The organism is Bradyrhizobium sp. HKCCYLS20291 (assembly GCF_051167715.1).
Taxonomy (GTDB): domain Bacteria; phylum Pseudomonadota; class Alphaproteobacteria; order Rhizobiales; family Xanthobacteraceae; genus Bradyrhizobium.
Genome location: NZ_JBNPTO010000002.1, coordinates 292,859 through 317,566, shown reverse-complemented (window position 1 = coordinate 317,566; position 24,708 = coordinate 292,859). Strand labels below are relative to the sequence as shown.

The 24,708-nt window shown below is 63.9% G+C and carries 23 protein-coding genes; 10 read left to right on the top strand and 13 right to left on the bottom strand.

Going from position 1 to position 24,708, the window contains the following annotated elements; translation table 11 throughout:
* Window positions 1–106: 106 nt before the first annotated feature.
* The 3 genes from ACQR07_RS05425 to ACQR07_RS05415 form a co-directional block, all read right to left on the bottom strand.
* Window positions 107–838 carry an alanyl-tRNA editing protein gene (locus ACQR07_RS05425; protein ID WP_434901314.1) on the bottom strand — a complete coding sequence of 244 codons (732 nt, stop codon included), beginning with the start codon at window positions 836–838 and terminating at the stop codon, window positions 107–109.
* Between the two features lie 109 nt (window positions 839–947).
* Window positions 948–1,475 carry a DUF4844 domain-containing protein gene (locus ACQR07_RS05420; RefSeq protein ID WP_434901313.1) on the bottom strand — a complete coding sequence of 176 codons (528 nt, stop codon included), beginning with the start codon at window positions 1,473–1,475 and terminating at the stop codon, window positions 948–950.
* A gap of 109 nt (window positions 1,476–1,584) precedes the next feature.
* A complete protein-coding gene (locus ACQR07_RS05415) occupies window positions 1,585–2,307 on the bottom strand; it encodes a hypothetical protein (protein WP_434901312.1) in 723 nt (240 codons plus the stop codon).
* Window positions 2,308–2,467: 160 nt separating this feature from the next.
* Between ACQR07_RS05415 and ACQR07_RS05410 the strand changes: the two genes are divergently transcribed.
* Window positions 2,468–3,925, top strand: a complete 1,458-nt coding sequence (locus tag ACQR07_RS05410) for a flavin-containing monooxygenase (protein ID WP_434901311.1) — start codon at window positions 2,468–2,470, stop codon at window positions 3,923–3,925.
* 528 nt (window positions 3,926–4,453) lie between these two features.
* On the opposite strand, the gene ACQR07_RS05405 is transcribed toward ACQR07_RS05410, so the two are convergent.
* A complete protein-coding gene (locus tag ACQR07_RS05405) occupies window positions 4,454–4,906 on the bottom strand; it encodes a MarR family winged helix-turn-helix transcriptional regulator (protein WP_434901753.1) in 453 nt (150 codons plus the stop codon).
* Window positions 4,907–5,007: 101 nt separating this feature from the next.
* Between ACQR07_RS05405 and ACQR07_RS05400 the strand changes: the two genes are divergently transcribed.
* From ACQR07_RS05400 to ACQR07_RS05390, 3 genes are all read left to right on the top strand, one after another.
* A complete protein-coding gene (locus ACQR07_RS05400) occupies window positions 5,008–6,930 on the top strand; it encodes an FAD-binding monooxygenase (protein WP_434901310.1) in 1,923 nt (640 codons plus the stop codon).
* 130 nt (window positions 6,931–7,060) lie between these two features.
* Window positions 7,061–7,306, top strand: coding sequence for a PilZ domain-containing protein (locus tag ACQR07_RS05395; RefSeq protein WP_434901309.1), 246 nt, complete (start codon window positions 7,061–7,063; stop codon window positions 7,304–7,306).
* Between the two features lie 84 nt (window positions 7,307–7,390).
* Window positions 7,391–8,263, top strand: coding sequence for a tetratricopeptide repeat protein (locus tag ACQR07_RS05390; RefSeq protein WP_434901308.1), 873 nt, complete (start codon window positions 7,391–7,393; stop codon window positions 8,261–8,263).
* 4 nt (window positions 8,264–8,267) lie between these two features.
* On the opposite strand, the gene ACQR07_RS05385 is transcribed toward ACQR07_RS05390, so the two are convergent.
* From ACQR07_RS05385 to cpaB, 4 genes are read right to left on the bottom strand one after another with little or no spacing between them, the layout of a single operon-like run.
* The gene (locus ACQR07_RS05385; RefSeq protein ID WP_434901307.1) at window positions 8,268–9,536 is read right to left on the bottom strand and encodes an AAA family ATPase; all 1,269 of its coding nucleotides are present in this window, start codon (window positions 9,534–9,536) and stop codon (window positions 8,268–8,270) included.
* On the bottom strand, window positions 9,533–10,270 hold the full coding sequence (locus tag ACQR07_RS05380; RefSeq protein ID WP_434901306.1) for a CpaD family pilus assembly protein: 738 nt from the start codon (window positions 10,268–10,270) through the stop codon (window positions 9,533–9,535). The genes ACQR07_RS05385 and ACQR07_RS05380 overlap by 4 nt, the downstream gene beginning before the upstream one ends.
* 32 nt (window positions 10,271–10,302) lie before the next feature.
* A complete protein-coding gene (locus ACQR07_RS05375; protein WP_434901305.1) occupies window positions 10,303–11,772 on the bottom strand; it encodes a type II and III secretion system protein family protein in 1,470 nt (489 codons plus the stop codon).
* A gap of 17 nt (window positions 11,773–11,789) precedes the next feature.
* Complete coding sequence (gene cpaB / locus ACQR07_RS05370; protein WP_434901304.1) at window positions 11,790–12,590, bottom strand: Flp pilus assembly protein CpaB; 801 nt, start codon at window positions 12,588–12,590, stop codon at window positions 11,790–11,792.
* 632 nt (window positions 12,591–13,222) lie between these two features.
* Here cpaB and ACQR07_RS05365 point away from each other — a divergent pair.
* Window positions 13,223–13,918 (top strand): PilZ domain-containing protein, encoded by a 696-nt coding sequence (locus ACQR07_RS05365; protein ID WP_434901303.1) that lies wholly within the window; start codon window positions 13,223–13,225, stop codon window positions 13,916–13,918.
* Window positions 13,919–14,097: 179 nt separating this feature from the next.
* Window positions 14,098–14,253: a hypothetical protein gene (locus ACQR07_RS05360; protein WP_434901302.1), complete on the top strand. Its 156-nt coding sequence runs from the start codon at window positions 14,098–14,100 to the stop codon at window positions 14,251–14,253.
* A gap of 41 nt (window positions 14,254–14,294) precedes the next feature.
* On the opposite strand, the gene ACQR07_RS05355 is transcribed toward ACQR07_RS05360, so the two are convergent.
* Window positions 14,295–15,194, bottom strand: a complete 900-nt coding sequence (locus tag ACQR07_RS05355) for a LysR family transcriptional regulator (RefSeq protein ID WP_434901301.1) — start codon at window positions 15,192–15,194, stop codon at window positions 14,295–14,297.
* 115 nt (window positions 15,195–15,309) lie between these two features.
* Here ACQR07_RS05355 and ACQR07_RS05350 point away from each other — a divergent pair, with 115 nt between their 5' ends.
* From ACQR07_RS05350 to ACQR07_RS05340, 3 genes are all read left to right on the top strand, one after another.
* A complete protein-coding gene (locus ACQR07_RS05350) occupies window positions 15,310–16,530 on the top strand; it encodes an arabinose transporter (RefSeq protein ID WP_434901300.1) in 1,221 nt (406 codons plus the stop codon).
* 11 nt (window positions 16,531–16,541) lie between these two features.
* Complete coding sequence (locus ACQR07_RS05345) at window positions 16,542–16,772, top strand: tautomerase family protein (protein WP_434901299.1); 231 nt, start codon at window positions 16,542–16,544, stop codon at window positions 16,770–16,772.
* Window positions 16,773–16,889: 117 nt separating this feature from the next.
* A complete protein-coding gene (locus tag ACQR07_RS05340) occupies window positions 16,890–17,285 on the top strand; it encodes a (R)-mandelonitrile lyase (RefSeq protein WP_434901752.1) in 396 nt (131 codons plus the stop codon).
* Window positions 17,286–17,469: 184 nt separating this feature from the next.
* Here the strand turns inward: ACQR07_RS05340 and ACQR07_RS05335 are convergent, their stop codons facing one another.
* Together ACQR07_RS05335 and ACQR07_RS05330 are read right to left on the bottom strand one after the other, a co-directional pair.
* Window positions 17,470–18,876, bottom strand: a complete 1,407-nt coding sequence (locus ACQR07_RS05335) for a hypothetical protein (RefSeq protein WP_434901298.1) — start codon at window positions 18,874–18,876, stop codon at window positions 17,470–17,472.
* A gap of 60 nt (window positions 18,877–18,936) precedes the next feature.
* Entirely contained in the window at window positions 18,937–21,186 is a 2,250-nt protein-coding gene (locus ACQR07_RS05330; RefSeq protein WP_434901297.1) for an NACHT domain-containing protein, read from the bottom strand.
* Window position 21,187: 1 nt separating this feature from the next.
* Here ACQR07_RS05330 and ACQR07_RS05325 point away from each other — a divergent pair, with 1 nt between their 5' ends.
* Entirely contained in the window at window positions 21,188–21,409 is a 222-nt protein-coding gene (locus ACQR07_RS05325) for a hypothetical protein (protein WP_434901296.1), read from the top strand.
* A gap of 731 nt (window positions 21,410–22,140) precedes the next feature.
* Here ACQR07_RS05325 and ACQR07_RS05320 read toward each other — a convergent pair.
* Both ACQR07_RS05320 and ACQR07_RS05315 read right to left on the bottom strand, forming a co-directional pair.
* Complete coding sequence (locus tag ACQR07_RS05320) at window positions 22,141–22,842, bottom strand: fumarylacetoacetate hydrolase family protein (RefSeq protein WP_434901295.1); 702 nt, start codon at window positions 22,840–22,842, stop codon at window positions 22,141–22,143.
* A gap of 33 nt (window positions 22,843–22,875) precedes the next feature.
* Window positions 22,876–24,681 (bottom strand): ABC transporter ATP-binding protein, encoded by a 1,806-nt coding sequence (locus tag ACQR07_RS05315; protein ID WP_434901294.1) that lies wholly within the window; start codon window positions 24,679–24,681, stop codon window positions 22,876–22,878.
* Between the last annotated feature and the right edge of the window lie 27 nt (window positions 24,682–24,708).

Here is a 24,708-nt window from a genome sequence, read left to right as displayed (position 1 = left end):
CCGCGATGCGTCGACTTCGCACTTCCGCGCGCCCCGGAATGACGGCGGAGAACATCATCGGAAACTGACGCACAGCGACTTTTTTTCCAGCCGCAGCACGCCGCTCCTAATCGCTTCCCAACCCAATCCTGAACCGCCTATTCTGTCGCCCCTTGTTGTCCACCTTGAGAATACGCACGCGCCGCGCCTTTGCGGTCGAGATCAGATGCGTCCCGCCGCAGGCCTGGCGATCCAAGGCTTCGATGTCGACGATGCGGATCAGGCCGTTGGCCTGGCGTGGCGGGGCGACGGATTTGGCGCGGAACAGGCCGGCGGTCGCCTGTGCGTCGTCGTAGGGCATGTCGAAGGCACGCACCGGGCGGTCGTCGGAGATCGCGGCATTGACCGCGTCTTCCACCGCGCGCAGCTGCTCCGGTGCGACTTTCGGCAGATCGAAATCGACGCTGAATTCGTCGCTGTCCGTCATGCGCACGCCGGTCAGCAGCGCGCCGTCGAACAGCGTGTAGACGGCGCTGTTGACGAGATGCGCGACGGTGTGCTGCTCGCACATCCGCTGGCGGAACGCCGGATCGACGCGCAGCGTGATCGCGCCCGTCGGCACGGCGTCGTCGCCGAACAGGTGCCACAGGCCGGCCGCGGTCGGCTCGAAGCCGATGACGTCACGGACGACGCCATTCCATGCGAGGCTGCCGCGATCCGGCAGCTGCCCGCCGCCGCCGGGATAGAATGGCGATTGCGCCAGCAGCACCGCGCCGGGCCGTGTCTCGAGCGCGGCGACTTCGAGGTCCAGCACGTCCGGATGATCAACGGCGAAGGGGCGGGGCGGCAAATCGGTCATGCGGCATACTCCGATGAATCGTCGTCCTGGCAAGCGAAGCGAGGCCCGGGTGTATCGAGACGATGCGATAGATCCCGCATGGCGCTGCGCTGCTGCGGGCTGCGAATGCTCATGGAATCGGTCGCGGCTTGTCGGCTGCGGTCCAGCCGAGCGGCAACGGCTCACCGCGCCCGTCTGGCTTTGGAAATGCTGCACCATGGGCGAACAGACCCGTCGCGCCCTTGAAGCCGATGATGTACCAGATCTCGATCAGATAGTCCTGGGTGCGCTCACGGTCTTCGGTCGCCAGCATGTCGACCTTATCGAGCGCCTCCTTCAGAAATCCCTCGATCTTGCGGGCCGGAATGGGCCCGGCTGCCATGGCGAGCACGGCGTCGATGACCGCATTGACGGCGGCGGTTGCCGTCGCCTCGTCAGCTGGCGTTTCTGCGCCGGTGTAGCCGAGCGGCGGATAGTCATGCGGCTGGAATTTTCGTTCAGCCCTGAGGCGTTGCAGGTGATCCCGGGCCTGCGGCGTGAGTTGCACGACCTCGGTCGAAGCTGCGGGAAACAGCCGATAATACTGGAACAGCCCGAACCCGACGATCGCCAGCAGCACGGTGCCGAGAATGCAGGCTGCAATGATCAGGATCCGCATGCTCTGGCCTAAGCCCCATTGCCCCACAAGATATAAGCAGGTCAGGTCTTGCCGTCATTCCGGAGCCGTCGTCAATCCGCAGACGGGGAATGGGGCGACCACATCGGCCTCACCGGCATGGCGCCACGCTGAACCAGGCCATGCGGAACGCGCCGTCGCCGAGCCGCAGGCACACGGTGTCGCCGGGCTGCAGCCGTTCGTACAGCGCCTGCGTCACATGCGCGTCGCTCGCCGTCGCCAACGGTCCCCAGGGCTCCAGCGTGACCTGATGCATCGCGAGCCGGCTGTGGCCGAGATGCTTGGCCAGCACGCGGCTGCGCAGCAGCGCCGGGGCCGAGCGGTCGAGCGCGGTGTTGAACTGCCCGAGCGCGCCGAACGCATAGGCGCCGACGAAGACAGAAGCCAGCAACAGCCGCCAGCCGCGCCGGCGCAGCTGGGTCTCGAATCGTGCGGCCACGATCAGGAAGACGAGGGCGACCGCGATCGCGAAGGCCGTCAGCGGCAGCCAGCTGACGAGATTGACGTCGGACAGCGTGCGCGCGGCGAGCGTACCGGCCGCCAGGATGCAGCCGGTGCCGAGATTGGCGCCGTAGCCGGAGCCCAGCCCGATGCGGAACCGGCCCGGGAAGCGCAGGGTCAGGATCAGTGCGAGCAGCGGCAGCACGGTCACGACCGCGATCAGCTGTCCCGCCGGAAAGCTCGGGAAGAGCGACCAGGCCGCAAGACCGATCGAAACGACGGTGAAGCCCAAGGCGAGGCGCTGCGCTTGCGCGCTCCCGCGATCCCGGCTTTCGGTGCCGGGCGGTTCCTGCTGCGGGGTGGGGGCGTTCATCACATCGTCCGTCCAAATCGTCCGTCCAGGAATGACCGTCTCGATACAGCAGCAGGGTTGATCGAATGCGAACGCCTTCGATTTGACAGCGCCGGGCAGGGTTGCGACTGTCCGTGCCGAGACGCAAGACGCTCGCTTCAGGGAACGCCAGGACCAACTCATGTCAACAGAGCATGTCGACGTGCTGATCGTCGGCGCCGGACTGTCCGGCATTGCCGCCGCCTATCATCTGCAGCACAAATGCCCGGGCAAGCGGTTCGCGATCCTGGAAGGGCGCGGCGCCATCGGCGGCACCTGGGATCTGTTCCGCTATCCCGGCATCCGCTCCGACAGCGACATGTACACGCTCGGCTACTCCTTCAAGCCGTGGACCGATCCGAAGGCGATCGCCGACGGGCCGCAGATCCTGAAATACGTCCGTGATACCGCGACCGATAACGGGATCGATCGGCACATCCGCTTCAACCATCGCGTTGTCAGGGCGTCCTGGTCGAGCAGCGACGCGCGCTGGACGGTCGAGGCCGAGCGGCAGACGGAGCAGGGCACCGAGGCCGTGCTGATGACCTGCGGCTTCCTGTTCATGTGCTCGGGCTATTATCGCTACGAGAAGGGCTATCTGCCGGACTTCAAGGGCATGGCTGATTTCAAGGGCCGCATCGTGCATCCGCAGGCCTGGCCTGAGGATCTCGACTACAACGGCAAGCGCGTCGTCGTGATCGGCTCCGGCGCCACGGCGGTGACGCTGGTGCCCGCGATGGCCAAGACGGCGGCGCATGTCACGATGCTGCAGCGTTCGCCGACCTATGTGGTGTCGCGCCCGGCGCAGGATGCGCTGGCCAACAAGCTGCGCCAGCATCTGCCCGCCAGCCTCGCCTATCATCTGATCCGCTGGCGCAACGTGCTGTTCGGGATGTATTTCTTCCAGCTCAGCCGGCGGAAGCCGGAGCGAGTCAAGCAGCTCATCCTCGGCGGCGTGCGCGCCGCGCTCGGCGCCGACTACGACGTCGCCACGCATTTCACGCCGCGCTACGATCCGTGGGATCAGCGGCTGTGCCTGGTGCCGGACGGCGATCTGTTCAAGACCATCCGCGAGCAGCGCGCGTCGGTGGTGACGGCCGGGATCGAGACCTTCACCGAGCGCGGCCTGCGCCTGTCCGATGGCCGCGAGCTCGAGGCGGATGTCGTGGTCACCGCCACCGGGCTGGTGCTGCAGGTGCTCGGCGGCATCGAGGTGGTCGTCGACGGCCGCATTGTCGATTTCGCCAAGACGCTCAACTACAAGGGCATGATGTATTCCGACGTGCCGAACCTCGCCGCCACGCTCGGCTACACCAACGCCTCCTGGACGCTGAAATGCGACCTCACCTGCGAATATGTCTGCCGTCTGCTCAACTACATGGACCGGCACGGCTACCGCCAATGCATGCCGCACAATGACGACACCACCGTCGCGCCGCTGCCGTCGCTCAGCTTCAGCTCCGGCTATGTGCAGCGGTCGATCGCCGATCTGCCCAAGCAAGGCTCGAAGCGGCCATGGCGGCTGTACCAGAACTACGCCCTCGACATCGTCTCGCTGCGCTTCGGCAAGGTCGATGATGGCGTGATGCGGTATTCGTGATCCAAACGTCCGTATCGGTACATCTGCCCGACTAACGCTTCACTGCTGCACTTTCTCCCACTTTCTCTCCTCACCCTGAGGGTCAAAAGCCGAGGGCACACCGACCATGAACACGTTGATCGCGTGTTCTTAGAGAGCAACCTCATGGAGAACTGGGAAAGCGATCGAACCTCGCCGCGGGCGCGACGGCCGTGACTGCGCCCTCGCCCCTTGTGGGAGAGGGCATGCATGGCAGCGCAACGATCTCGGTCGGGTGAGGGGTCTGTCTCAACGAGTTGCGCTCGCGGAGAGAACCCCTCACCCAACGGAGCCTGCGGATCAGCCGGCGATGCCCTCTCCCACAAGGGGCGAGGGCACTGTATCGCACAGCGGTGCGGAGGTTGGTTCGAACGAAAGCATCAAAAGACCAGAGATCGTAAAGCGAGAAGAGAGTCCGGCGCGAAACCGGAGCTGCGCGTGAACTATTGGCAGTGTGTTCAAGGAGAGTGGCAACAGGTCGGGCTCCGTTGGGGCGCCCTCAGCCTCATGTCACCGCTCCGCCGCCCCCTCCCGCAGCGGGGCGCGGCTGAGGTCGTTGGCGGCGGCGATGGCCTTTTGCATGAGGCGGGTCAGCTCGCTAGCCTCGGCCTTCGTGAGACCCCGCACCATCAGCCGCTGTGCGGCTTCGACTGCCGGCGTGATCGCGTCCAGCGTTCGGCGGCCATCGTCGGTGATGGTGAGCTCGCGCGACCGGCGGTCGCGGGCGCTGGCCTGCCGGATCACGAGGCCCTTCTGCGCGAGACGGTCGATCACACCGGTGATGGTGGTGCGGTCGTAGGCGATCAGGCCGGCGAGCGTGATCTGGTCGATCGCCGGGTTGGCCGCGATCGCCGCCAGGGCCGCGTATTGCACCGGCGTCAGGTCGAAGCCGGCGGCCTCGACCTCGCTCAGGAACACCGCCACCGCGATCTGCTGAAACCGGCGCGCCAAGTGCCCGGGCATGTCCTGCATCTCGGCCAAACCGAATCTCCCTCTGCTTGCTTGACAAGCATACTGATGATCAGTATACTGATCAATAGAGAACAACGCGGGAGGGCGGTCACGTGCAATTTCATCTCAACGGATTCCAGCCGGGCGACCCCGAAATCTTCGACGCCACCGAGCGCGTGGCGAGCCAGGGCGCGGCGGGCCCGCTGCCGGCCGAGGTCGACGTCCTGATCGTCGGCTGCGGCCCCGCCGGCCTCAACCTTGCCGCCCAGCTCTCCGCTTTCCCCGATGTCACCACCTGCATCGTCGAGCAGAAGCCGGGCCGGCTGCTGCTCGGCCAGGCCGACGGCATCGCCTGCCGCACCATGGAAATGTTCAACGCCTACGGCTTTGCCGAGAAGGTGCTGAGGGAAGCCTGCTGGATCAACGAGACCACGTTCTGGAAGCCGGATGAAGCCAACACCGCACAGATCGCGCGCAGCGGCCGCGTGCAGGACGTCGAGGACGGCCTGTCGGAGATGCCGCATGTCGTGCTCAACCAGGCCCGCGTGCACGACTTCTTCCTCGATGTGATGCGCCGTTCGGCGAGCAAGCTCGAGCCGCACTACGCGCGCCGGCTGCGCGACCTGCAGATCGATGCGGCCGCCGGCGCGGACGCGCATGGCGTGACCGTCAGCTTCGATCGCATCGATCCGGAGCATGAAGGCCAGGTCGAGACCATCAGAGCGCGCTACGTCGTCGGCTGCGACGGCGCCCGCAGCATGGTGCGCAAGGCGATCGGCCGCGAGCTGCACGGCGATTCGGCGAACCACGCCTGGGGCGTGATGGACGTGCTCGCCGTCACCGATTTTCCCGACATCCGGTTCAAGTCGCTGATCCAGTCCGCCGGGGATGGCAGTCTGCTGGTGATCCCGCGCGAGGGCGGCTACCTCGTCCGGCTCTATGTCGAGCTCGCCAAGCTCGAAGTCGGCGAGCGCGTCGCCGGCCGCAACATCACCGTCGAGGAGGTGATCGCCAAGGCGAAGCGGATTCTCGCGCCGTATACGCTCGAGGTGAAGGAGGTCGCGTGGTGGTCGGTCTACGAGATCGGCCAGCGCATCACCGACAAGTTCGACGACGTGCCCGAGGCCGAGGTCGCCACGCGGCTGCCGCGCGTGTTCATCGCCGGCGACGCCTGCCATACCCACAGCCCGAAGGCGGGGCAGGGCATGAACGTATCGATGCAGGACACGTTCAATCTCGGCTGGAAGCTCGCCGCGGTGCTCGGCAAGCGCTGCGCGCCGGAGCTGTTGCACAGCTACTCGGCCGAGCGCAAGGCGATCGCGCAGGAGCTGATCGATTTCGATCGCGAATGGTCCGGGATTCTCGCTTCCGCGGCCAAGCAGGGCGGCGGCGATGCAGCCAAGACGCAGGACTACTTCGTGCGCCACGGCCGCTACACCGCGGGCACCGCGACCCACTATCGGCCCTCCGTGCTGACCGGCGACGACACGTTCCAGCCGCTCGCCACCGGCCTCGTCATCGGCAAGCGCTTCCATTCGGCGCCCGTCATTCGTCTGGGCGACGCCAAGCCGGTGCAGCTCGGCCACGTCGTCCAAGCCGACGGCCGCTTCCGCCTCTTTGCCTTCGCCGGCGCCGAGGATCCGGCCGCGCCTCGGTCCGCCATTCGTCACCTGTGCGAATTTCTCAGCAAGGATGCGGCCTCGCCGCTGCGGCGCTACACGCCCGCCAGCGCCGACATCGACTCCGTGATCGACCTGCGTGCCGTGTTCCAGCAGGACCATCGCGCGCTCGCGCTCGAGACCATGCCGGCGCTGCTGCTGCCGCAGAAGGGCCGGTACGGCCTGATCGACTACGAGAAGATGTTCTGCCCCGATCTGAAGAGCGGCCAGGACATCTTTGCGATGCGCGGCATCGATCGTGCAGCCGGGTGCCTCGTGATCGTGCGACCCGACCAGTATGTCGGCGACGTGATGCCGCTCGACGATGTCAGGCGTCTGGCGGCCTATTTCGACGGCTTCCTGCTGCCGGCGGCGTGAGCGTCGAACGTAAACGAAATCTGAATCGCGGTACGGAATTCTCGGGCCACGCGCTAGCCAGATCCCAATGTTTCGACGCTACAACGAGGTCTCCGGATGGACGACTGAGTGGGTGAGCGTCGAGATGTTGATGTTGGCGAACCGTCGCAAGAGCGAACGTCGGCTGTGCAAGAGGATCGCGAAGATCCACTACGGCAACGGCAGCCTGCCGCGAGACTGCACCGTCACGGATATTTCCAATGGCGGCGTCAAGGTGGTGGCGGAATTCGTCGAGATCCCGCCGCAGTTCACCATCGTGTTCGCGCCCGACCACCAGCGGAAGTGCCGGCTGGCCTGGCGGATCGGCTGCGAGTTCGGCGCCGAATTCATCGATTGAGCGTATCGGCTGCATCAGCTTAACGGGACCTTAGGGTTAATCTGCCAGCGTGCAGGGCATCCGGTCCCGAAGTAGTTCAGTTGCATGCGTACGCGGCCCTTCCACTCTCTCCCTCCGCTCCGGCCGGCGGCGTTCGCGCTGTCGTTCACGGCCGTGTTGCTCGGTCTCGGCGCCTGCCAGACCACCGATCTCAGCGAGGTGACCGGCGCGCTCGGCGGCAGCAAGTCCGAGAAGAGCCGCGCCGCCGCGGCCGACCCGCGTGCCGAACTCGACCAGCTCCGCGAGCAGTATCGCGCCACGCCGAACGATCCCGACCTCGCGCTGCGCTATGGCTCCGCCTTGCGCGCCACCGGCCAGCGCTCGCAGGCCGTCGCGGTGCTGGAGCAGGCGACGATCGCCAATGCCGGCAACAGGGCGCTGCTGGCGGCCTACGGCCGGGCGCTCGCCGACAACGGCAATTTCCAGCAGGCCTTCGACGTCTTGAGCCGGGCGCATTCGCCTGAGGATCCCGACTGGCGCATCCTGTCGGCGCAGGGCGCGACGCTCGACCAGATGGGGCGCAACGAGGAGGCGCGGCAATACTACGCGACCGCGCTGAAGATCGCGCCGGACGATCCTTCGGTGCTGTCCAATCTCGGCCTGTCCTACGCGCTCTCCAGCGAGCTGCCGAAGGCCGAAGAGCAATTGCGCAAGGCCAGTGCGAATCCGGACGCCAGCCCGCGCGTGAAAACCAATCTCGCCGTCATCGTCGGCCTGCAGGGCCGGATGAGCGAGGCGGAGAACATCGCGCGTTCGGGGCTGCCACCGGAGCAGGCCGCCACCAATGTCGCCTATGTGAAGCGCATCCTCGAGCGGCGCAGGATCGCGCAGCGCGAGCTGTCGCCGCGCCACGATCGCATCGTGGCCGGCGAGCCCGACAAGGCGCTGGCGCGGGCGCTGAGCCGCAGCAGCGACTGAGCTGTTATCTCGCTCCGAGCAGTTTTGCGATCGGCGCCAGCAACGAGCTGCGCTGCGGCTTGGGATCGACACGGCCGGTGAGCCGGTTCGCGATGTCCTGGAACAGTTTCGGCGTGCGGCTGAGCGCGCCGACCTCGGCGATCATCTGGCCGTTGTTGGCAGCGGTGCCGAACAGCTTGCAGTCGAATGGGATCACCGCGACCGGCTCGGCCTCGACGGTCTTGGCGAAGCGCTTCAGGTCGATCTCGGGGCGTTTCGGCATGCCGACCTGGTTCAGGCAGTACAGCGGCGGCCGGTCGTTGGGGCGCGACGCCTTGAGCACGCCGAGCAGGTTCTTGGCATTGCGCAGGTTGGCGAGATCGGGCTCGGCGACCACCAGGATGTCGTCGGCATTGATCAGCGCATGGCGCGTCCAGGCCGACCATTGGTGCGGCACGTCGAGCACGATGCATTGCTGCGTCAGGCGCAAGGTGTCGAAGATCGCGTCGAACGCATCGGCGCCGAAATCATAGACGCGGTCGAGCGTCGCGGGCGCCGCGAGCAGGTTGAGATGCTCGCTGCATTTGGCGAGCAGGCGCTCCATCAGCGCGGTGTCCGGCCGGTCGGGCTGGTAGATCGCGTTGGCGATGCCCTGCAGCGGATCCTGGTTGTAGTCGAGACCCGCCGTGCCGAACGCCATGTCGAGATCGATGACGACGGAGTCCAGCGTGAGGTCGCGCGCCATGCTCCAGGCGACGTTGTGGGCGACCGTCGAGGCGCCGACGCCGCCCTTGGCGCCGACCACCGCGATGATGCGGCCGGTGATCACGGCCTCGGAGGCCGAGAACAGGCTGCAGATCGAGCGGATGATGTCGATGGTCTCGACCGGGCCGATGACGTAGTCGTTGACGCCGCGGCGCACCAGCTCGCGATAGGCGACGCCGTCAGCGGGGCTGCCGATCAGCACCACGCGCGTGCCGGGATCGCAGACGCTGGCGAGATCGTCGAGCCCGCCGACGATGTCGCCGCCCGGCTTGGTCTCGATCACGATGACGTTGGGCGTCGGCTGCGAATGATAGGTCTCGATCGCCCGCGCCATGCCGCCGGCCTTGATCGTGATGTGGGCCTTGCCGAGCCTGCGGTCCTGGCTCGCGGCGAGGACCGCCGACGAGGTCTGGTCGGTCTCGGTGAACGCCTGCACCGAGACGCGCGGCACCGGCGCGATGTGATCGTCGAGGACCGGGCCGCTCGGGCCCGGCTGCTCATCCTGGCTCTGAGGGGATACGTTGATCATTTGCCTGTATCGCTGAGCTTGGCCTTGTCGGCTTCCGGATAGGTCACGGCGGTCGGATCGCCCTTGCGGTACTTTTCGAACATCGCCGAGCGGCGCGGCGTATAGGCGGCGATCTCCGAGCGCGGCTGCTCGAGGTCGGCCGGGTTGTCGATCATCGCAGCGAGGTTGCGCTGCGTGGCGCAGCCGAAATTCTGGTAGTGCTGATTGCTGCTGTAGCCGGGATTGTTGATGTTCGGGCCGAGATCGTCCGGCCACAGGCCGCACGGACCGGCGACCGCGGCGATCTTCGGATAGCTCAGGCGGACGGCGGCGAGCTGCCGCGGATCATCAGGCGTATAGTGGCGCAAGGTGATGGCGCGGGAGGGAACGCCTGATGCGGTGAGGGTGGCGTGGATCTCGCGATAGCTGTCGGCCGCGGCGCGCGCATTCGGCGTCTCCACGGGCACCTCGGCGACGATGGCGCCGGTGCCTTCGCGCTGCCAGTTGCGGCCGAGGCCGGCGACGTCGGTGCGCTGCTGATAGGTCAGGCCGCCGCGGTTGTTGCCGACGAAGACGACGATCGACTGCCGGCCTTCCTCGATCGCGATCGGATGGCGGATCCGGTAGTCATCCGGGATGGTCGCGACGACCTCGCCAGAGGTGGCGTTGCAGGCGCCGAGCGTCAGCGCCAGCCCGATGACGCCTCCGATCCGGCGCAGCGTTTGTTGCCCGTCTCGTCTAGATGATCCCGACATGATCGTGTCCCCGTGCCCCAAATCCCGTCGTCTCAGTCGATGATGAAGCCGAAGCCGGCCGGCTGCCCGGTCGCGGCGTCGACCTTGGCCGCGATGCCGTAGAGCCGGTTCATGCGGCCGAGCAGCGCCGACTCGGAGTCGGTGGCCGGCGCGAAGCCGTCATCCGGCCGCGACAGCTCCTTCTGGGCCACGGCGCGCACCACATAGGGCGTCACCATCACCATCAGCTCGGTCTCGTTGTTGACGTAGTCCTGGCTGCGGAACAGCTGTCCGAGCACCGGCAGCTGATTGAGCCCGGGGATTCCATTGACCGCCTGCTTGGTCTGGTTCTGGATCAGGCCGGCCATCGCCATCGAGCCGCCGGAGGGGATCTCCAGGGTCGTCTCGGCGCGGCGGGTGCGGATCGCGGGAATGGTGACCGAGGAGGTCGAGGCCGAGCTCAGCGCGTAGGACACCGTGATCGCGTTGTCGTTCGACAGCTCCGACACTTCGGTCATCACCCGCAGGCTGATGCGGCCTTCGCTGAGCACGACCGGGGTGAAGTTGAGCGAGATGCCGAACTTCTTGTAGGTGATCGAGGTGGTGCAGACCCGCGAGGTCGGATCGCAATTGTAGCCGCCGGGCACCGGGAATTCGCCGCCGGCGATGAAGGTGGCGGACTCGCCGGAGATCGCCGTCAGGTTCGGCTCGGCCAGCGTCTTGACGACACCGGCCGTCTCCATCGCGCGCATCGTTGCCGACACAGACGATAGGCCGCCCGTGGTGCCGGCGAGGCCGTTGCCCGACACCAGCGACTTGCCATAGGCGGTGAATGGATTGACGTTGTTGAAGTTCACCACGGCTGTGCCGTAGTTCAGGCTGGCGCTGAGATCGATGCCGAGCTGCTTGACGATCTCGCGCCGGACCTCGGCGACGTTGACCTTCAGCATCACCTGGTCGCGGCCGCGCACGACGATCGAGTTGACGACCTTGTCCGATCCGCCGACCAGCCGTCCGGCGATCTCGGCGGCCTGCTGCGCCTCGACCGGGCTCGACACCGATCCGGTCAGGATCACGCCTTCGCCGACGCCGTCGATCTTGACGCCGGGCAGGGTCTGGCTGAGCGCCTGGCGCACGCCGTTGAGATCGCGCTTGATCGCGATGTCGTAGGCCGCGACCTGCTGGCCCTCGCCGTCGAAGAACACCACGTTGGTCTGGCCGACGCCGGCGCCGATGATGTAGGCGCGGCGCGCCGAGCGCACGACGGCGTTGGCGATCTTGGGATCGGCGACCAGCACATCCTTGACGTCGTGCGGGAAGTCGACGACCACGGACTTGCCGATGCCGAGCGACAGGAAGCGCATCTTCGAGGAGCTAGCGGAGACCACCGGCGCGTCCGGCCCGTCGTCGGCGGCCTTGACCTGCGTCAACGCCGGAACGAGCGCGAGGCCGATCACCGCCGAGCCTGATAGCGCGCGGACGAACCACGTCCGGATCTTTGCGCGTCGATGCCCACCCATCATCTTCCCCGTCCTTCTCGTCACTTCTGCGCCGTCAGCGAGCTCGTGATGCCGTAGCGAATGATCTCGATGGCGTTGCCCCGCCGCGCCATCTGCGTCTCGGTCTTGTTGGTGTCCGCCGCGTTGGCGTCGGCGATGCTGCGCAAGGCCAGCGCCAGCGTGCCGGCCTGCCGCGCGCGTGCCAGCGTCTCGGCCTGCTCGGGCTTGAGCTCGAGCGTCACGGTCTTGCCGACGACGGTGTTCTGGCCTTCCTTCTCCTTCGGCGCCTGGTCGATCGCGAGCACGCGCACGTTGGAGAGAATGATTTCCGAGCTGACGCTTTCGGGTCCGCCCGGCTTGTCCGGATTCTTGTCGCGCTTCGACAGGATGACGTCGACGCGGTCGTTCGGCAGGATGAAGCCGCCGGCGCCGGTCTCGGGCGAGATCTCGGTCGAGATCGCGCGCATGCCGGCGGGCAGGATCGCGGCCATGAAGCCGGAGCCGTCGGACTTCACCAGCTTCTGCTCGCGGATCGGCTCGCCGATCACGAACGGCGCGCGTGCGATGGTGCCGACCAGCTGATTGGCAGCTTCGGGGCGATCGCCGCGCCGGATGAATATGTTGCTCGCAGCCTCGGGCCAGGTCTGCCAGATCAGGTCGCCGGGCTTGATCGCCTGTCCGAGGCCGATGTCATTCTTGGCGACCAGCACCTCGACGGTCGGCAGCTGCACCACCGGCGCAACCGGCGCCGGGCGCTGGCTCTCGGTGTTGCTGACCATGTAAGCCGCGACTCCGCCCGCTCCGAGAGCGATGGTCAGAACGACGATGCGTGCGGTCATCATACGCGTTACTACTTTCAACTCATCCGCTGGATCAGCCCACTCCAGCTAACAACCTTCCCCGTTCCTCATGACTAAGTGCCAATAGTATAAGCCAACTTGCACAACGGGGGCCGCGAAGGCCGAGCGCGGAACCGATTGCGCAAGTGGTGAATCGCGCGTTAGCGCTGGAATCGCGCAACAGCGCGAGCATGTTAGATGCTTAACGCCGCGCTGCCTGCGCGGAGAAGTAGTTCGCCGGACCGCTCGCGCAAACTCCGGGTTGCGTCCGCGCGGGCCCTGGAGCCCCTTCACGGCAAGAACCGGTGGGACCTCGAACGCCAGAGCGTCTTCTCCCCGACGACCGTGCCGATACCCCGGCAACGGACCGGCGATGCCCCGTAGTCGGCCGGGTCGGCGTCTTCAGAAACCGATAACGGGTTGGACATACGATTCCGTTGGCCGGAAATCCGGCCGTCACAATTCAGAAATCTTTAGGATTTTGGGCGCAGGTTCCATGCGTGTCGGCTGGAGCCCTTTGACGCGGTGTGATCCGCGTAAATTTACACGCTATGGTTGTGTATGGCGTGGCAAGCTGCCGTGGGGGCAGGGGATCGCCAGTCGGGGACATCGGTTGATGGGAGGGGAGGCGCGCAATGTCGACGGTTGCTCGATTCCTGAAGCAGCGTGCGGTCAGGATCCAGACGGCGGGATCCTACACGCTGCCGAACTGGTATGACCCGGAGGGACGGCTGCGCTCGTTCGCCTGCCGGACCACGCGCGTGTCGCCATTTCGGGCGCTGCTCGACGTGCCCGTCGTCGGCAAGGTCGGCGACCGGCTGACGTCGTATTTCCGCGACTTCGGCAAGTTCGAGGGCGAGATCAGCGACACGGTTCATGGCGGTTTCCTGCTCGAGCTGGAGATGACGCGCGCCGAGCGGGTCAAGCTCGCCGAGAAGCTGGTGTGGCTGGAGAAGAAGCAGAAGGACCCGGCGATCCGCGACTCGCGCCGGGACCCGCGCTATGTGCCGAACTCGCCGCATTCTGCGCTGACGCTCGCCGACGGCAGCATCATCCCGTGCTTCGTGATCGATGCCTCGATGTCGGGCGCTGCTGTGTCGGCGGAGATCCAGCCGGAGATCGGCACGCCGCTTGCGGTCGGCAGTTGTGTCGGACGCGTCGTCAGGCATTTCGCCGAAGGCTTTGCCGTCAGGTTCGTCGACCAACTGTCCGGCACGAACGAAATGGAGCGGCGCGTGATCACGCCGCCGACCCGCCCGACGCGGCAGAAGCTCGCGGCCCATGCCGATGATGGCGGGGTCGAGGCGCCGCAGGATTTCTTCATGGTCTGAGTGCGGCGGCTGTGGGGCCGCCGGGCGTCCCGTGCCCACGCCATGCGCGGTTTCGCGTATTGGGCGAGCGCGGGAATCGTTGCATGGAACTGGCAAGCCTCGCGCACAGTTAACGCTGTCTTAAGCGACATCGTGAACGCTGTTGTCGCCGGGTTCGCATGCCCAGGAGGATCAGTCCCATGGAGGCCCAGAAGACTGCGGTCGACGCCATCGTCGTCCTGACCGGTTGTGATCGCGACACGGTGGCCGCTTTCATCCGTCGGATGTACCTGGCCGGCGTCCGCGATCCCAAGCGGCTGACCTTCAAGGGTCTGCAGCAGATCAGCCGCGGCTAGCCCGCGGCCCACCGGCGGCGGCCACAGGCGTTGATGCTGACCTACTTGCCGCGATACCTCAGGGCCTCCACCAGCAGCGTGAAGGCCGGCGATGGCTGCCGGCGGCTCGGATAATACAGGTGATAGCCGGTGAATGGCGGACACCAGTCCGCCAGCACGCGAACGAGCCGGCCGTCCGAGACGTGCCGCTGCACGTGTCCCTCCATCAGATAGGCGAGGCCAAATCCTCCGAGCGCTCCGTCCAGCAGCAGCGCCGCGCTGTTGAACACCAGCTGGCCGTCGACCCTCACGTTGAGCTCACGCCCGTTCTTCTCGAACTCCCAGGCGTAGAGGCTGCCGCCATGCGTGGGCAGGCGGAGGTTGAGGCAGTTGTGCTGCGTCAGCTCCTGCGGCGTCTTCGGCCGTTTCCGATCGGCGAAGTAGGCGGGTGAAGCAACCACGGCCATCCGGAGGTCGGGGCTCACGCGCACCGCGATCATGTCCTTTGCAACGAGCTCGCCGGGACGGATGCCGGCATCGACCTGCTGTGCCACGATGTTGGTCAGGCCGTAATCGACGATCACCTCGACGTGGATGTCGGGATAGCGAGGCAGGATCTTCCGCAGCGCCGGCAGCAGGATCTCCGCGGCGGCGTACTCCGTGGCGGTGAGGCGAACCGTTCCGGCCGGCTTCTCGCGAAATCTGCTCAGTTCCGCGAGATCCGTATCCATGTCCGCGAACTTGGGGCCGACGCTGAGGAATAGCCGCTCTCCGGCTTGTGTCGGCGTGACGCTCCGCGTGGTCCGGTTCAACAGCCTTATCCCGAGCCGCTCCTCCAGACCGCGGATGATCTGGCTGAGGGCGGACTGCGTCATGCCGAGCTTCGCCGCAGCGCGCGTGAAATTGCGTTCTCGCGCGACCGCAAGGAAGGCGATCAGATCGCTGGCGTCGTCCCGGTTCATTGATAAGCCTGTCTAATGACTGCATTCACAATCTATCATCTAATCGGCGGGGCGCGGAAGTCCTAGGTCTCTGCTCAGCTGTCGAGCCACAGCATCGGCTCAAGAGGTGAGGACCATGACAGAAGCCATCAGGGACATCGCCACGCGAGACCCTGCGGCCGCACGTGGGCTCACGGCGACGTTGCTGCCGATCATGGGGGTGGTCTTCGTCGCTTTCCTGGTCATCGGGGTGGCGATGCCGGTTCTGCCTCTCCACGTCCATGACGGGCTGGATTTCGGCACCTTCGTCGTGGGTGTCGTCGCTGGAAGCCAGTTTGCCGCCTCGCTGGTCTCCCGGCCCTGGGCCGGCCACTTCTCCGACGCGCGAGGCGCCAAGCGCGGGGTCGTCGCCGGCCTGCTGGCGGCGGCCGTCTCCGGGCTGCTCTATCTGCTGTCGCTCGGCGTCAGCGCGTCTCCGCTGCTGTCGGTCATGATCCTCCTGGCGGGTCGCGCCCTGCTTGGCGGAGCGGAAAGCTTCATCATCACGGCCGCGGTGAGCTGGGGGCTGGCGCTCGCCCAAGCCAATCATGCCGGCAAGGTCATCGCCTGGGTCGGCTCGGCCATGTTCGCCGCCTTCGCGATCGGCGCGCCTGCCGGCGCGGCCCTGTATGCGGCACATGGCTTCGGTGCGATCTCGCTCGCCACCACGCTGGCTCCGCTCGCGGTCCTGCCCCTCGTCGCGCGCCTCCCGGCGGTCGCGCCGGCGCACCACGCGCGGGCCTCGTTCGTCGAAGTGATCGGGGCTGTCTGGGTGCCGGGTCTGGGCTCGGCGCTCGGCTCGGTCGGCTTCGGCGCCGTGACCACGTTCGTCGCGTTGCTGTTCGCGACAAAGGGGTGGGCGAACGGATGGTCCGCCTACACGGCCTATGCGGTGGCCTTCATCCTGGCACGTGTGTTCTTCAGCCATCTGGCCGACAGGATCGGCGGGGCGAAGGTCGCGCTGGTCTGTGCGGCCGTCGAAGCGGTCGGGCAGGCGCTGATCTGGCTCGCCGTCCGTCCAGAGATGGCGCTCGCCGGCGCGGCGCTCACCGGCTTCGGCTTCTCGCTGGTCTATCCCGGCTTCGGCGTCGAAGCGGTCCGGCGCGTGCCGGCCCAGAGCCGCGGCCTCGCCATGGGCGCCTACACCGCATTCCTCGATCTCGCCCAGGGCCTCGCCAGCCCGGCGCTCGGATTGATCGCAGCCGGAGCGCAGCTGAACCTGCTGTTTCTCGTGAGCTCGGCGACCGTGCTGTGCGCGTCGCTCGTCGCCTGGTGGCTGATCGCCAATCCGACGACCCCAAATGCATCCACCTCGTGAAGGAGAAGGTCATGCCGCATGTCATCGTGAAACTGTATTCGGGAAAGTCGAAGCAGCAGAAGGCCGCGCTGGCCGAAGCTGTGACGAAGTCGGTGATGGAGACGCTCGGCTACGGCCGAGACTCCGTGTCGGTCGGTATCGAAGACGTCGAACCAAGCGACTGGGCAAGCCAGGTCTACGGACCCGATATCGTCGACAAGCCCGACACCATCTTCAAGAAGCCCGGCTACGACCCGCGCTGAACGGAGGGGGTGATCACGCGCAGAGGCGTGCTCATCGGCGGCTGCGCCGCCGTGTCGTTTGATGTTGGTCGCTCGTCGGCGCAGCCGACCGACGGTTCGCAGGAGTTTCGCATGGACATGGATATCAAGAGAAACGGCTCGCGCCCTTCGCAGAAAGGTCCCGACGACTGGTTCACCGGGACGGTTCGCATCGATCCGCTGTTCCAGGCTCCGGAGCCGGCGCGCACCAATGCGGCCCAGGTCACGTTCGAACCGGGCGCACGGACTGCGTGGCACACGCATCCGCTCGGCCAGACGCTCATCGTCGTGTCAGGCCTCGGCTGGGTGCAGCGCGACGGCGGCCCGGTCGAGGAGATCCGCCCCGGCGACGTGGTGTGGTTTCCGCCAGGCCTGAAGCACTGGCACGGCGCATCCGCAACCACCGCGATGACCCACATCGCAATCCAGGAGTCCGCCGGCGGTAAGAGCGTGGACTGGCTGGAGAAGGTGAGCGACGAGCAGTATCGGACGTGACGGGGGCTCATGGCGATGAGCCTGCGAGTCTGACCCGTTGGGCAAATGGGGGTGCTCTTCTCAACCCCTTTCGGCGAGCAGGGCGGATCAGCACAGCGGTATCCGCCGCGTCTTGTCCGCGTAGGCGCAGCGGGATTGCGCTTTCATAAACCAATCCCTACGCGATTGAACGTATATGATTGATTCACTTGAACCACCTATCTCGAGAAGCAGTCAGATGCAATGGTTCGGCTCGTTCGTTAATACCAGAGCGTAGTGTCGCATCAGCAGCTGCGACTAGAAACAGCGGATAAATTTGAGGTTCGCGAGAGATCCGTTCCGCAACTTCTCTTGTCATCTCGACGTTTGAGCCGAGCCGTCGAGTTAGTACTCCACCTCGAACGTAAAGCTCTCGAATATAGGTCAGCGAATCGCTCCATCCGTTAGTTTGCGAGCATGACCTCGCCAAAGCCTCGAAAGCGAACTGGGCCTCCGGAGCATCTAGAGTGGCTGACCGGCAAGCCGAAACCGCCAATTCGTACTGGACGACCGACGGCATTCTTTGGCCGATGAAGCTGCAGGCTCTTGAGCTGATCGACTTGAGGAGCGACAAGTCCGAAGTAGACCTTGTCAAGGAAGAGGAATCGTCTCCCTTAATTTGTGACAGTACGAATATCTCACGACCTAGACTCGTCCATTCATCCTTATCTAGTTCGCCTAAAAGGCTGTCTAACAATTGAGCAAGCTTCAAGAGCGTGCGCGGCGTTGCCCACATCCAAAGCAAGAGCATCCACCGCCTCCTGAGGCTCTTGCTTGCAGTTGACGTTAATCTCTCGCGCCACCATTGAAATGCTCCAGAGTGCAATCTTGCGTACCGGAAGGTGCTTACGATCTCGTCGGACGCGGACAAATCTCCATCCTCTCCCGAATCGTCCTTTGAACGAATTCCGGACGCGAGAAACGCAATACGGTCGATCGCGGGGCAATCTCCCCAAGCTTTGCGTAGGGCAGTAACAAGTTCTGACCAGGGTGCAAGAGAGGTGGATGTCAAGTCCACCGGACTGTCGATGAACGCCAAATATGACTGCGCGGCGGCACGATCTTGCTCAGAAAATCCATCAAACTCAATATCGTCAACCTTGAACGATTTGGAAGGAAATGACGTTCGACCGGTGCGCCCCTCGACAAGCTGTCTCAATGACATGCTCCCCGAGTTGCTGATAGCTAAAGTGTATTGGGTGGTTCCACAAATGAGAGCCATCCAAGCGAGCTTACTGGTTTTTTTGCCGTCGAACGGCGAATTAAGAAACCATGCGCGATTCAGAAGGTGAAAAATGGCGTTATCCCGATGCGTGTCATTCTCGAGCGTATCAAAGCGTCGGGATTCTACAAACCGCGGTAAAAATTCCTTCGAATCGGATGATAAGAGTGCTTCAGAGTCAGCCTTGCTCGCTTCCAAGTAGATGCTGAGAAGGTTGCCGAGCCTCGTCCAATCACTAAGCGTGATCTTAGATTTTGCCTCCTTCCATCGCTGAAAGCGTTCATCAGGAGTGGTGTTTAGTAGGACTACAGATGAGATAGCGCGCTTTTCATCTAAGAAGGTCGTTGTCACAAGTCTGGTGAATAAGATATTGACAAACTCTAGTCGGCCGCTTCTTTCAGGTATGGTTCCCTAAATTGACAGGTGTGGCTCGTCTAAGGTTGCCAGTAGCTGTCGTATGCGGGGATACTCTGCGATGAACGCGACGACCTGCTTCACGGCAGGTTGATACTGCGAAAAAACCCAATCACCAAGTAGCATCAAGGAAACGCTTCTGATGTGGCTCGTCAGAGCGTAGCGTGGCGAAGATGAAAGATCGACTAGCTCGTGGACGAGGGTCAGTATCTCTCCCTTGTTGAAGCATCCACCATAGAATCGTGCTACGTTTAACCAATAGGGATTGCAGACCAGTGCTCTAAATCTCTCGAATTTGTCTCCTGGAGTATCATTTTCGTTTATGGGGTATGGAGCGGTTTCGTAAAGATAGCGCGCAGCAAAATACTCTCGTAGTGGCTGCACTTCAAATTCGTACGTGTCTTGAACGCGTGAAACTAGTGCGCCTACTCGCTCGACTATTCCGCTAAAAAGAGCATCAACAATCTTGGTGTCCTCGCCCTCACTATCAAGATACGAAAACAGTGTAGAACGAAGTTCGCCGTATTCGATGCTGCCGTTGCTTCCACCTTCGGCGGACGTCTGGAGCTTCCAAGCTAGAAATCGATGTATATCGATGAGTATATCCCGGCTGTCTCGGACAATGTCGCTTTTCTCGGATTCGCGGCTAAAAAACATATCGATATAGGCATCGTACATTGCTGTTCGTTTTTCTGGTAGGGATGCCCCTCTATTGTGGATGAGAGATAGAAGAATAGTCAACTGCATGGGGTTCTTAGCGAGGTATTGAGTATGTGCCTCCTTCAATTTCACATCCAAAAGCTTCCGTAGTTGGTTGGTCTCTGAATCTTTGAGGCCCTTCGCTTTCGTCCATTTAGTCGTATACTCATCGACCTGTCGCCGCTCTAAAGGCAGCAGTTCAAAATACTCCCAGCTATCCCGAGGAAATTGTATGGACTTCGCGAACGCAACAGGGCGGCTCGTAACAATGGTTTGTACGGAAAAGCCTCCTGCATTTGCAAGTCGAGTAGCGCCTCGCGAAATCTCTTCGACCAAGCGCTGTCTTGACTCGACGTCGGCGACTTCGTCAAAGCCGTCAAGAGCGAGAAAAAGATGGCTTGCCTTCGCTATCGCCGTAAGGTCTGAGACGTTGAAAGTATGACCGCCGGACGCAAAGCGAACTTGTGCGGCCAATAGCCCTTCGAGTGATCGAGGCTCCTTCTCGTCAAGTTGTACGAGCCTTGATTGGAACGGGTCGGTTCCGAGCATCCACTTGGCGAGATCTCTGAGGTCAACGCGGAATGGAATTCGGATCTGCGCGTTGCGTTGGCGGTCGGGCAGGGCGGCAAGCTCCCGCTTCTTATTGAGGAGCTGCATCCGCATGACTTGGCAAACGTATTGAGTTACAGTTGATTTTCCTTGGCCCGGTGCACCCTCTAACACAAATTTTGCCGTTTTTAAGATGGGTGCTTGCTCGATAAAGTAGGCTGCTGATAGGTCTCCATCAGGTGCGTAGGAAAATATATGCATTCCGTCCGATAGTCGTACCGGTCGAGGGTAGTAGAACTTTCCGTCGCCAGTGCTGGACGCCGGATGGGGCGCGGGACGCATTGGAAGATCGACGAAAAGGTCGGTCATCGTGCTCCGTAGTTCGGTCTGCTTAAACTTGAGCTCTTGGTCGTCATCGTATTGGCTCGTGATGTAGGCACGAATTGCGCTTCTACGTCGTTCTTCGTCTTCGCCGAGTTGTCCTCCGACGAGCTTTTCGAGAAGATCTGTGGCCTTGAGTATGTCTGGATAGCTCCATTTCAGGCTTGTGTGCAGATCGAGCCGGCGATCCAGGTCGTCACGCCACCAGCAGAAGGCGTCTATTTCCATGTATTCGGACAAAAGCGCGTTTACGCGGTCGATCGATCCGACTTGATAGTGAGATGTTCCCTTTAGGTTTGTTAAAAGGTAATATTTCGTAAGACCTACTGCTTTCAACTTTTCGATTTTCGGTTTTTCTGACGCGACAACTTCTTCGATGAATTGTCTTTCGGTTCTGCTGTCGTTTGGGTTCTTGATATACTTGACCTGAAAAACAATCGGCCCGGGGTCTTGAGTTTCGGATCGCCTATTTAGAATGTGCCGTCGAATGAGATAGGCGTCGCGGCCGCCGTCAGGCTGTCCTACGGGAAGACATTGAACGTTGGGAAAGGTCGCGGTTAGCAGCGACTGGCAGAATTCTTGGAACCGCTCATCCCCGAGGGTTTCATAGTGATACATAATGTCGTTCCGCGCGGGTGAGTTGTCGAGTAATCAACCAAACGTAGATGCAGGTCTTTTGTCAATGGCGCTTGTCGCAGCGGCTCCGGTAAATCACAGAGAACAAGCTGCTATTGCAGCGAGCCAAGTTGCTCCGGACAAACTGAAATCTTACGAAAAACAAAAGCTGCTTGACAATTTCGCCAAATCAGCATTACAGTTCGCCCATCCCGTTGCGCGGTAGGGGACGGTTCGCGGTCGTCACGGACGTTGGCAGCGGGGAGCGGTGGACGCGGGGTGGCGGCGTGCTGTTGGCACGGACGAACGCTTGTCCCGCGGACGGTGAAGGCGTGTGGTTCTGATACTCCGACGCTAGTATCAACGTTGCGACGACGCTCACGCGTCGCGCGGCGGATGGTGGCCAGAAAGCCCGGCGCACCAGGAAGAGCACGCTATAGCCTGTTAAAACCATCGCGCGGGGAGGGCCGGGTGTGTTCGGCCAGACCTGTGGTACCTGCCGCCTGCATTTTTTTGAGCAGGCGGGCCACGGGCGCGGCCAGCGCCCGGCCTTCCCTGCGCCCTCCATCTGGAGAGGGCGGGAGTTGGAGCATAGCTCGGACGCGGAATGCGTCGCGAGACGGTGGATGCTCGTTCCCTGACAAACTGATGCTGTTTGAGATTGTGGATCAGTGTTGCCGCGTCATTGCGAGCGCAGCGAAGCTCTCCAGAGTCCTCGTGACGCCCTGGATTGCTTCGCTGCGCTCGCAATGACGGAGTGTGGGGCTGGCGATCTGCCAAGCCAACAGGTGTCATCGTCCGCGAAGGCGGACGATCCAGTATTCCAGAGGCGGCGGTGACGAATCGACGGGCCGCGGCGTACTGGATGCCCGCCTGCGCGGGCATGACAACGGTGAAAAAAGGCCGCGCTGGGCGCGGCCTTTGCAACAGACACGAAGATGTCGAGCTTTCGCCGCGTTACTTCGCCGCCGGCCCGATGCTCACCTTCAGCGTGCCGATGCCGTCGACGCCGCATTCGATTTTGTCGCCGGCCACCACGGCCGCGACGCCCGCAGGCGTGCCGGTCATGATGATGTCGCCGGCGGCGAGTTCGACCTGCTGGGAGAGCTTCCATATGATCTCCGGCACGTTCCAGATCAGCTCGGAGAGGTCGCCGGCCTGGCGCTCGGTGCCGTTGACCGACAGCCAGATCTTGCCCTTGGCGGGGTGGCCGATCTTCGACGCCGGCTGGATCGCGGAGCAGGGCGCGGAATGGTCGAAGGATTTGCCGACCTCCCAGGGGCGCTGCATCTTGCGCGAGGCGAGCTGCAGGTCGCGGCGGGTGAGGTCGATGCCGACGGCGTAGCCGTAGACATGGTCGAGCGCCTTGTCGGTCGAAATGTTGAGGCCGCCGCTCTTCATCGCGACCACCAGCTCGACCTCGTGGTGCATGTCCGTGGTCAGCGGCGGATAGGGGATCACGGCGCCCTCGGGCTCGAGCATGTCGGCGTGCTTGGCGAAGAAGAACGGCGGATCGCGCTCGTCATTGCCCATCTCGCGGATGTGCTCGAGATAGTTGCGGCCGACGCACCAGATGCGGCGGACGGGAAACACGCCGGCTTCGCCCACGACGGGGAGGGACGGCTGCGGCAGGGCCGGAATGACGGTAGAGGCGCTCATGAATGATGATCTCGGGTGCGGTGAAATGGACGATCAGGACGTCGCGGTCATGGGGATCACGTTCGGCCCCATGTCGCGCTGTTGCAGGCGGAAGAACGAAGCATAGCGGCCGCCACGGCGCAACAGATCGTCATGCCGGCCGCGCTCGACGATCTCGCCGGCCTCGACCACCAGGATCGCGTCGGCGTTCATGATGGTGTGCAGGCGGTGCGCGATGACGATGGTGGTGCGGTTCTGGCAGAGATGCTCGATCGCCTCCTGCACCTGGCGCTCCGACTCGGAGTCCAGCGCGGCGGTGGCCTCGTCGAGCAGGATGATCGGCGCGTTGCGGATCAGCGCGCGGGCGACCGCGATGCGCTGGCGCTGGCCGCCGGACAGCTGCGTGCCGTGCTCGCCGACCGGCGTGTCGTAGCCGAGCGGGAAGCCCATGATGAAGTCGTGGGCGCAGGCGGCCTTCGCCGCCTCGATGATCTCGGCCTCGGTCGCGCCCGGCTTGCCGAAGGCGATGTTGGCGCGGATGGTGTCGCGGAACAGATAGACGTCCTGGCCGACATAGGCGGTCTGCGCGCGCAGGCTCCGCCGCGACACCGCAGAGATCGACTGGCCGTCGATCAGGATGTCGCCCGCGGTCGGCTCGTAGTAACGCAGCAGCAGCGCCAGCACGGTGGACTTGCCGCCGCCGGACGGGCCGACCAGCGCCGTGACCTTGCCGGGCTCGGCCACGAAGCTCATGTGCCGGAGCACCGGCGCGTCATCGCGATAGGCAAAGGAGACGTCGCGCAGCTCGATCTTGGCGTCGCCAAGCTTCAGCGCCGGCTTGTCGTCGTCGGGCTTTTCGCTGGCCGGGCTGTCGACGACTTCGAGCAGCATGCGGGCGCCGACCAGCTGGCTGTTGAGGTCGATGTTGAGCCGCGCCAGCCGCTTCGCCGGCTCGGTCGCCATCAGGAAGGCGATCATGAACGAGAAGAACTGGCCCGGCGTGGCGTTGAGCGCAACCACCGAGTAGCCGGCATACATCAGGCAGCCGGCGACGGCGAAGCCGCCGAGCATTTCCATCAGCGGATTGGAGCGGTTGGAGACGCGGGCCATCTTGTTGGCGTTGCGCTCGACCACGGCGATGTTCTCGTCGATGCGCGCGCGCATCGTGTCCTCGAGCGTGAACGCCTTGACGGTGCGGATGCCCTGCAGCGATTCCTGCATCGTCTCGAGGATGTCGGCGGTGCCGGTGAACTGGTTGTAGGCGAGGCCCTTGATGCGCTTGACCAGCTTGCGCAGCACCAGCATCGCCGGCGGTACCACGACGAGGCCGAGCAGCGACATCCAGGGATCCTGCATGACCATGACGCCGATCATGGCGATCAGGGTGACGAAATCACGCCCGATGGCGTTGATCAGCATGTTGAGGATGTCGGTGATCGACTTGGCGCCGGAGGTGAGGCGGGCGAGGAACTCCGACGAATGGCGCTCGGAGAAGAAGCCGACGCTCTCGTTCATCAGCTTGGCGAACAGCTGCCGCTGATTGTTGGCGAGGATGGCGTTGGAGATCTTCGACAGGATGACGGCGTAGCCGTAGGTGGTCACGCCCTTGACGAACAGCAGCAGTACGGTGACGCCGGAGAGCACGACGATGCCCGGGATGCTCTTCTCGACATAGGCCTTGTTGATGACCTGGCCGAGCACGTAGGTCGCAGCCGCGCTCGCTCCGGCCGCCACCGCCATCAGCGCGAAGGCGGTGAGGTAGCGGCGCCAATAGACGAGCCCCTGTTCCATCACCAGGCGGCGGACCAGGATCGCGGCGCCATAGGGATCGTCGGTGATCTTCTTCGGAGATTCGGCCATTCTGGTCCCTGGCCGCCGGGGCAAATC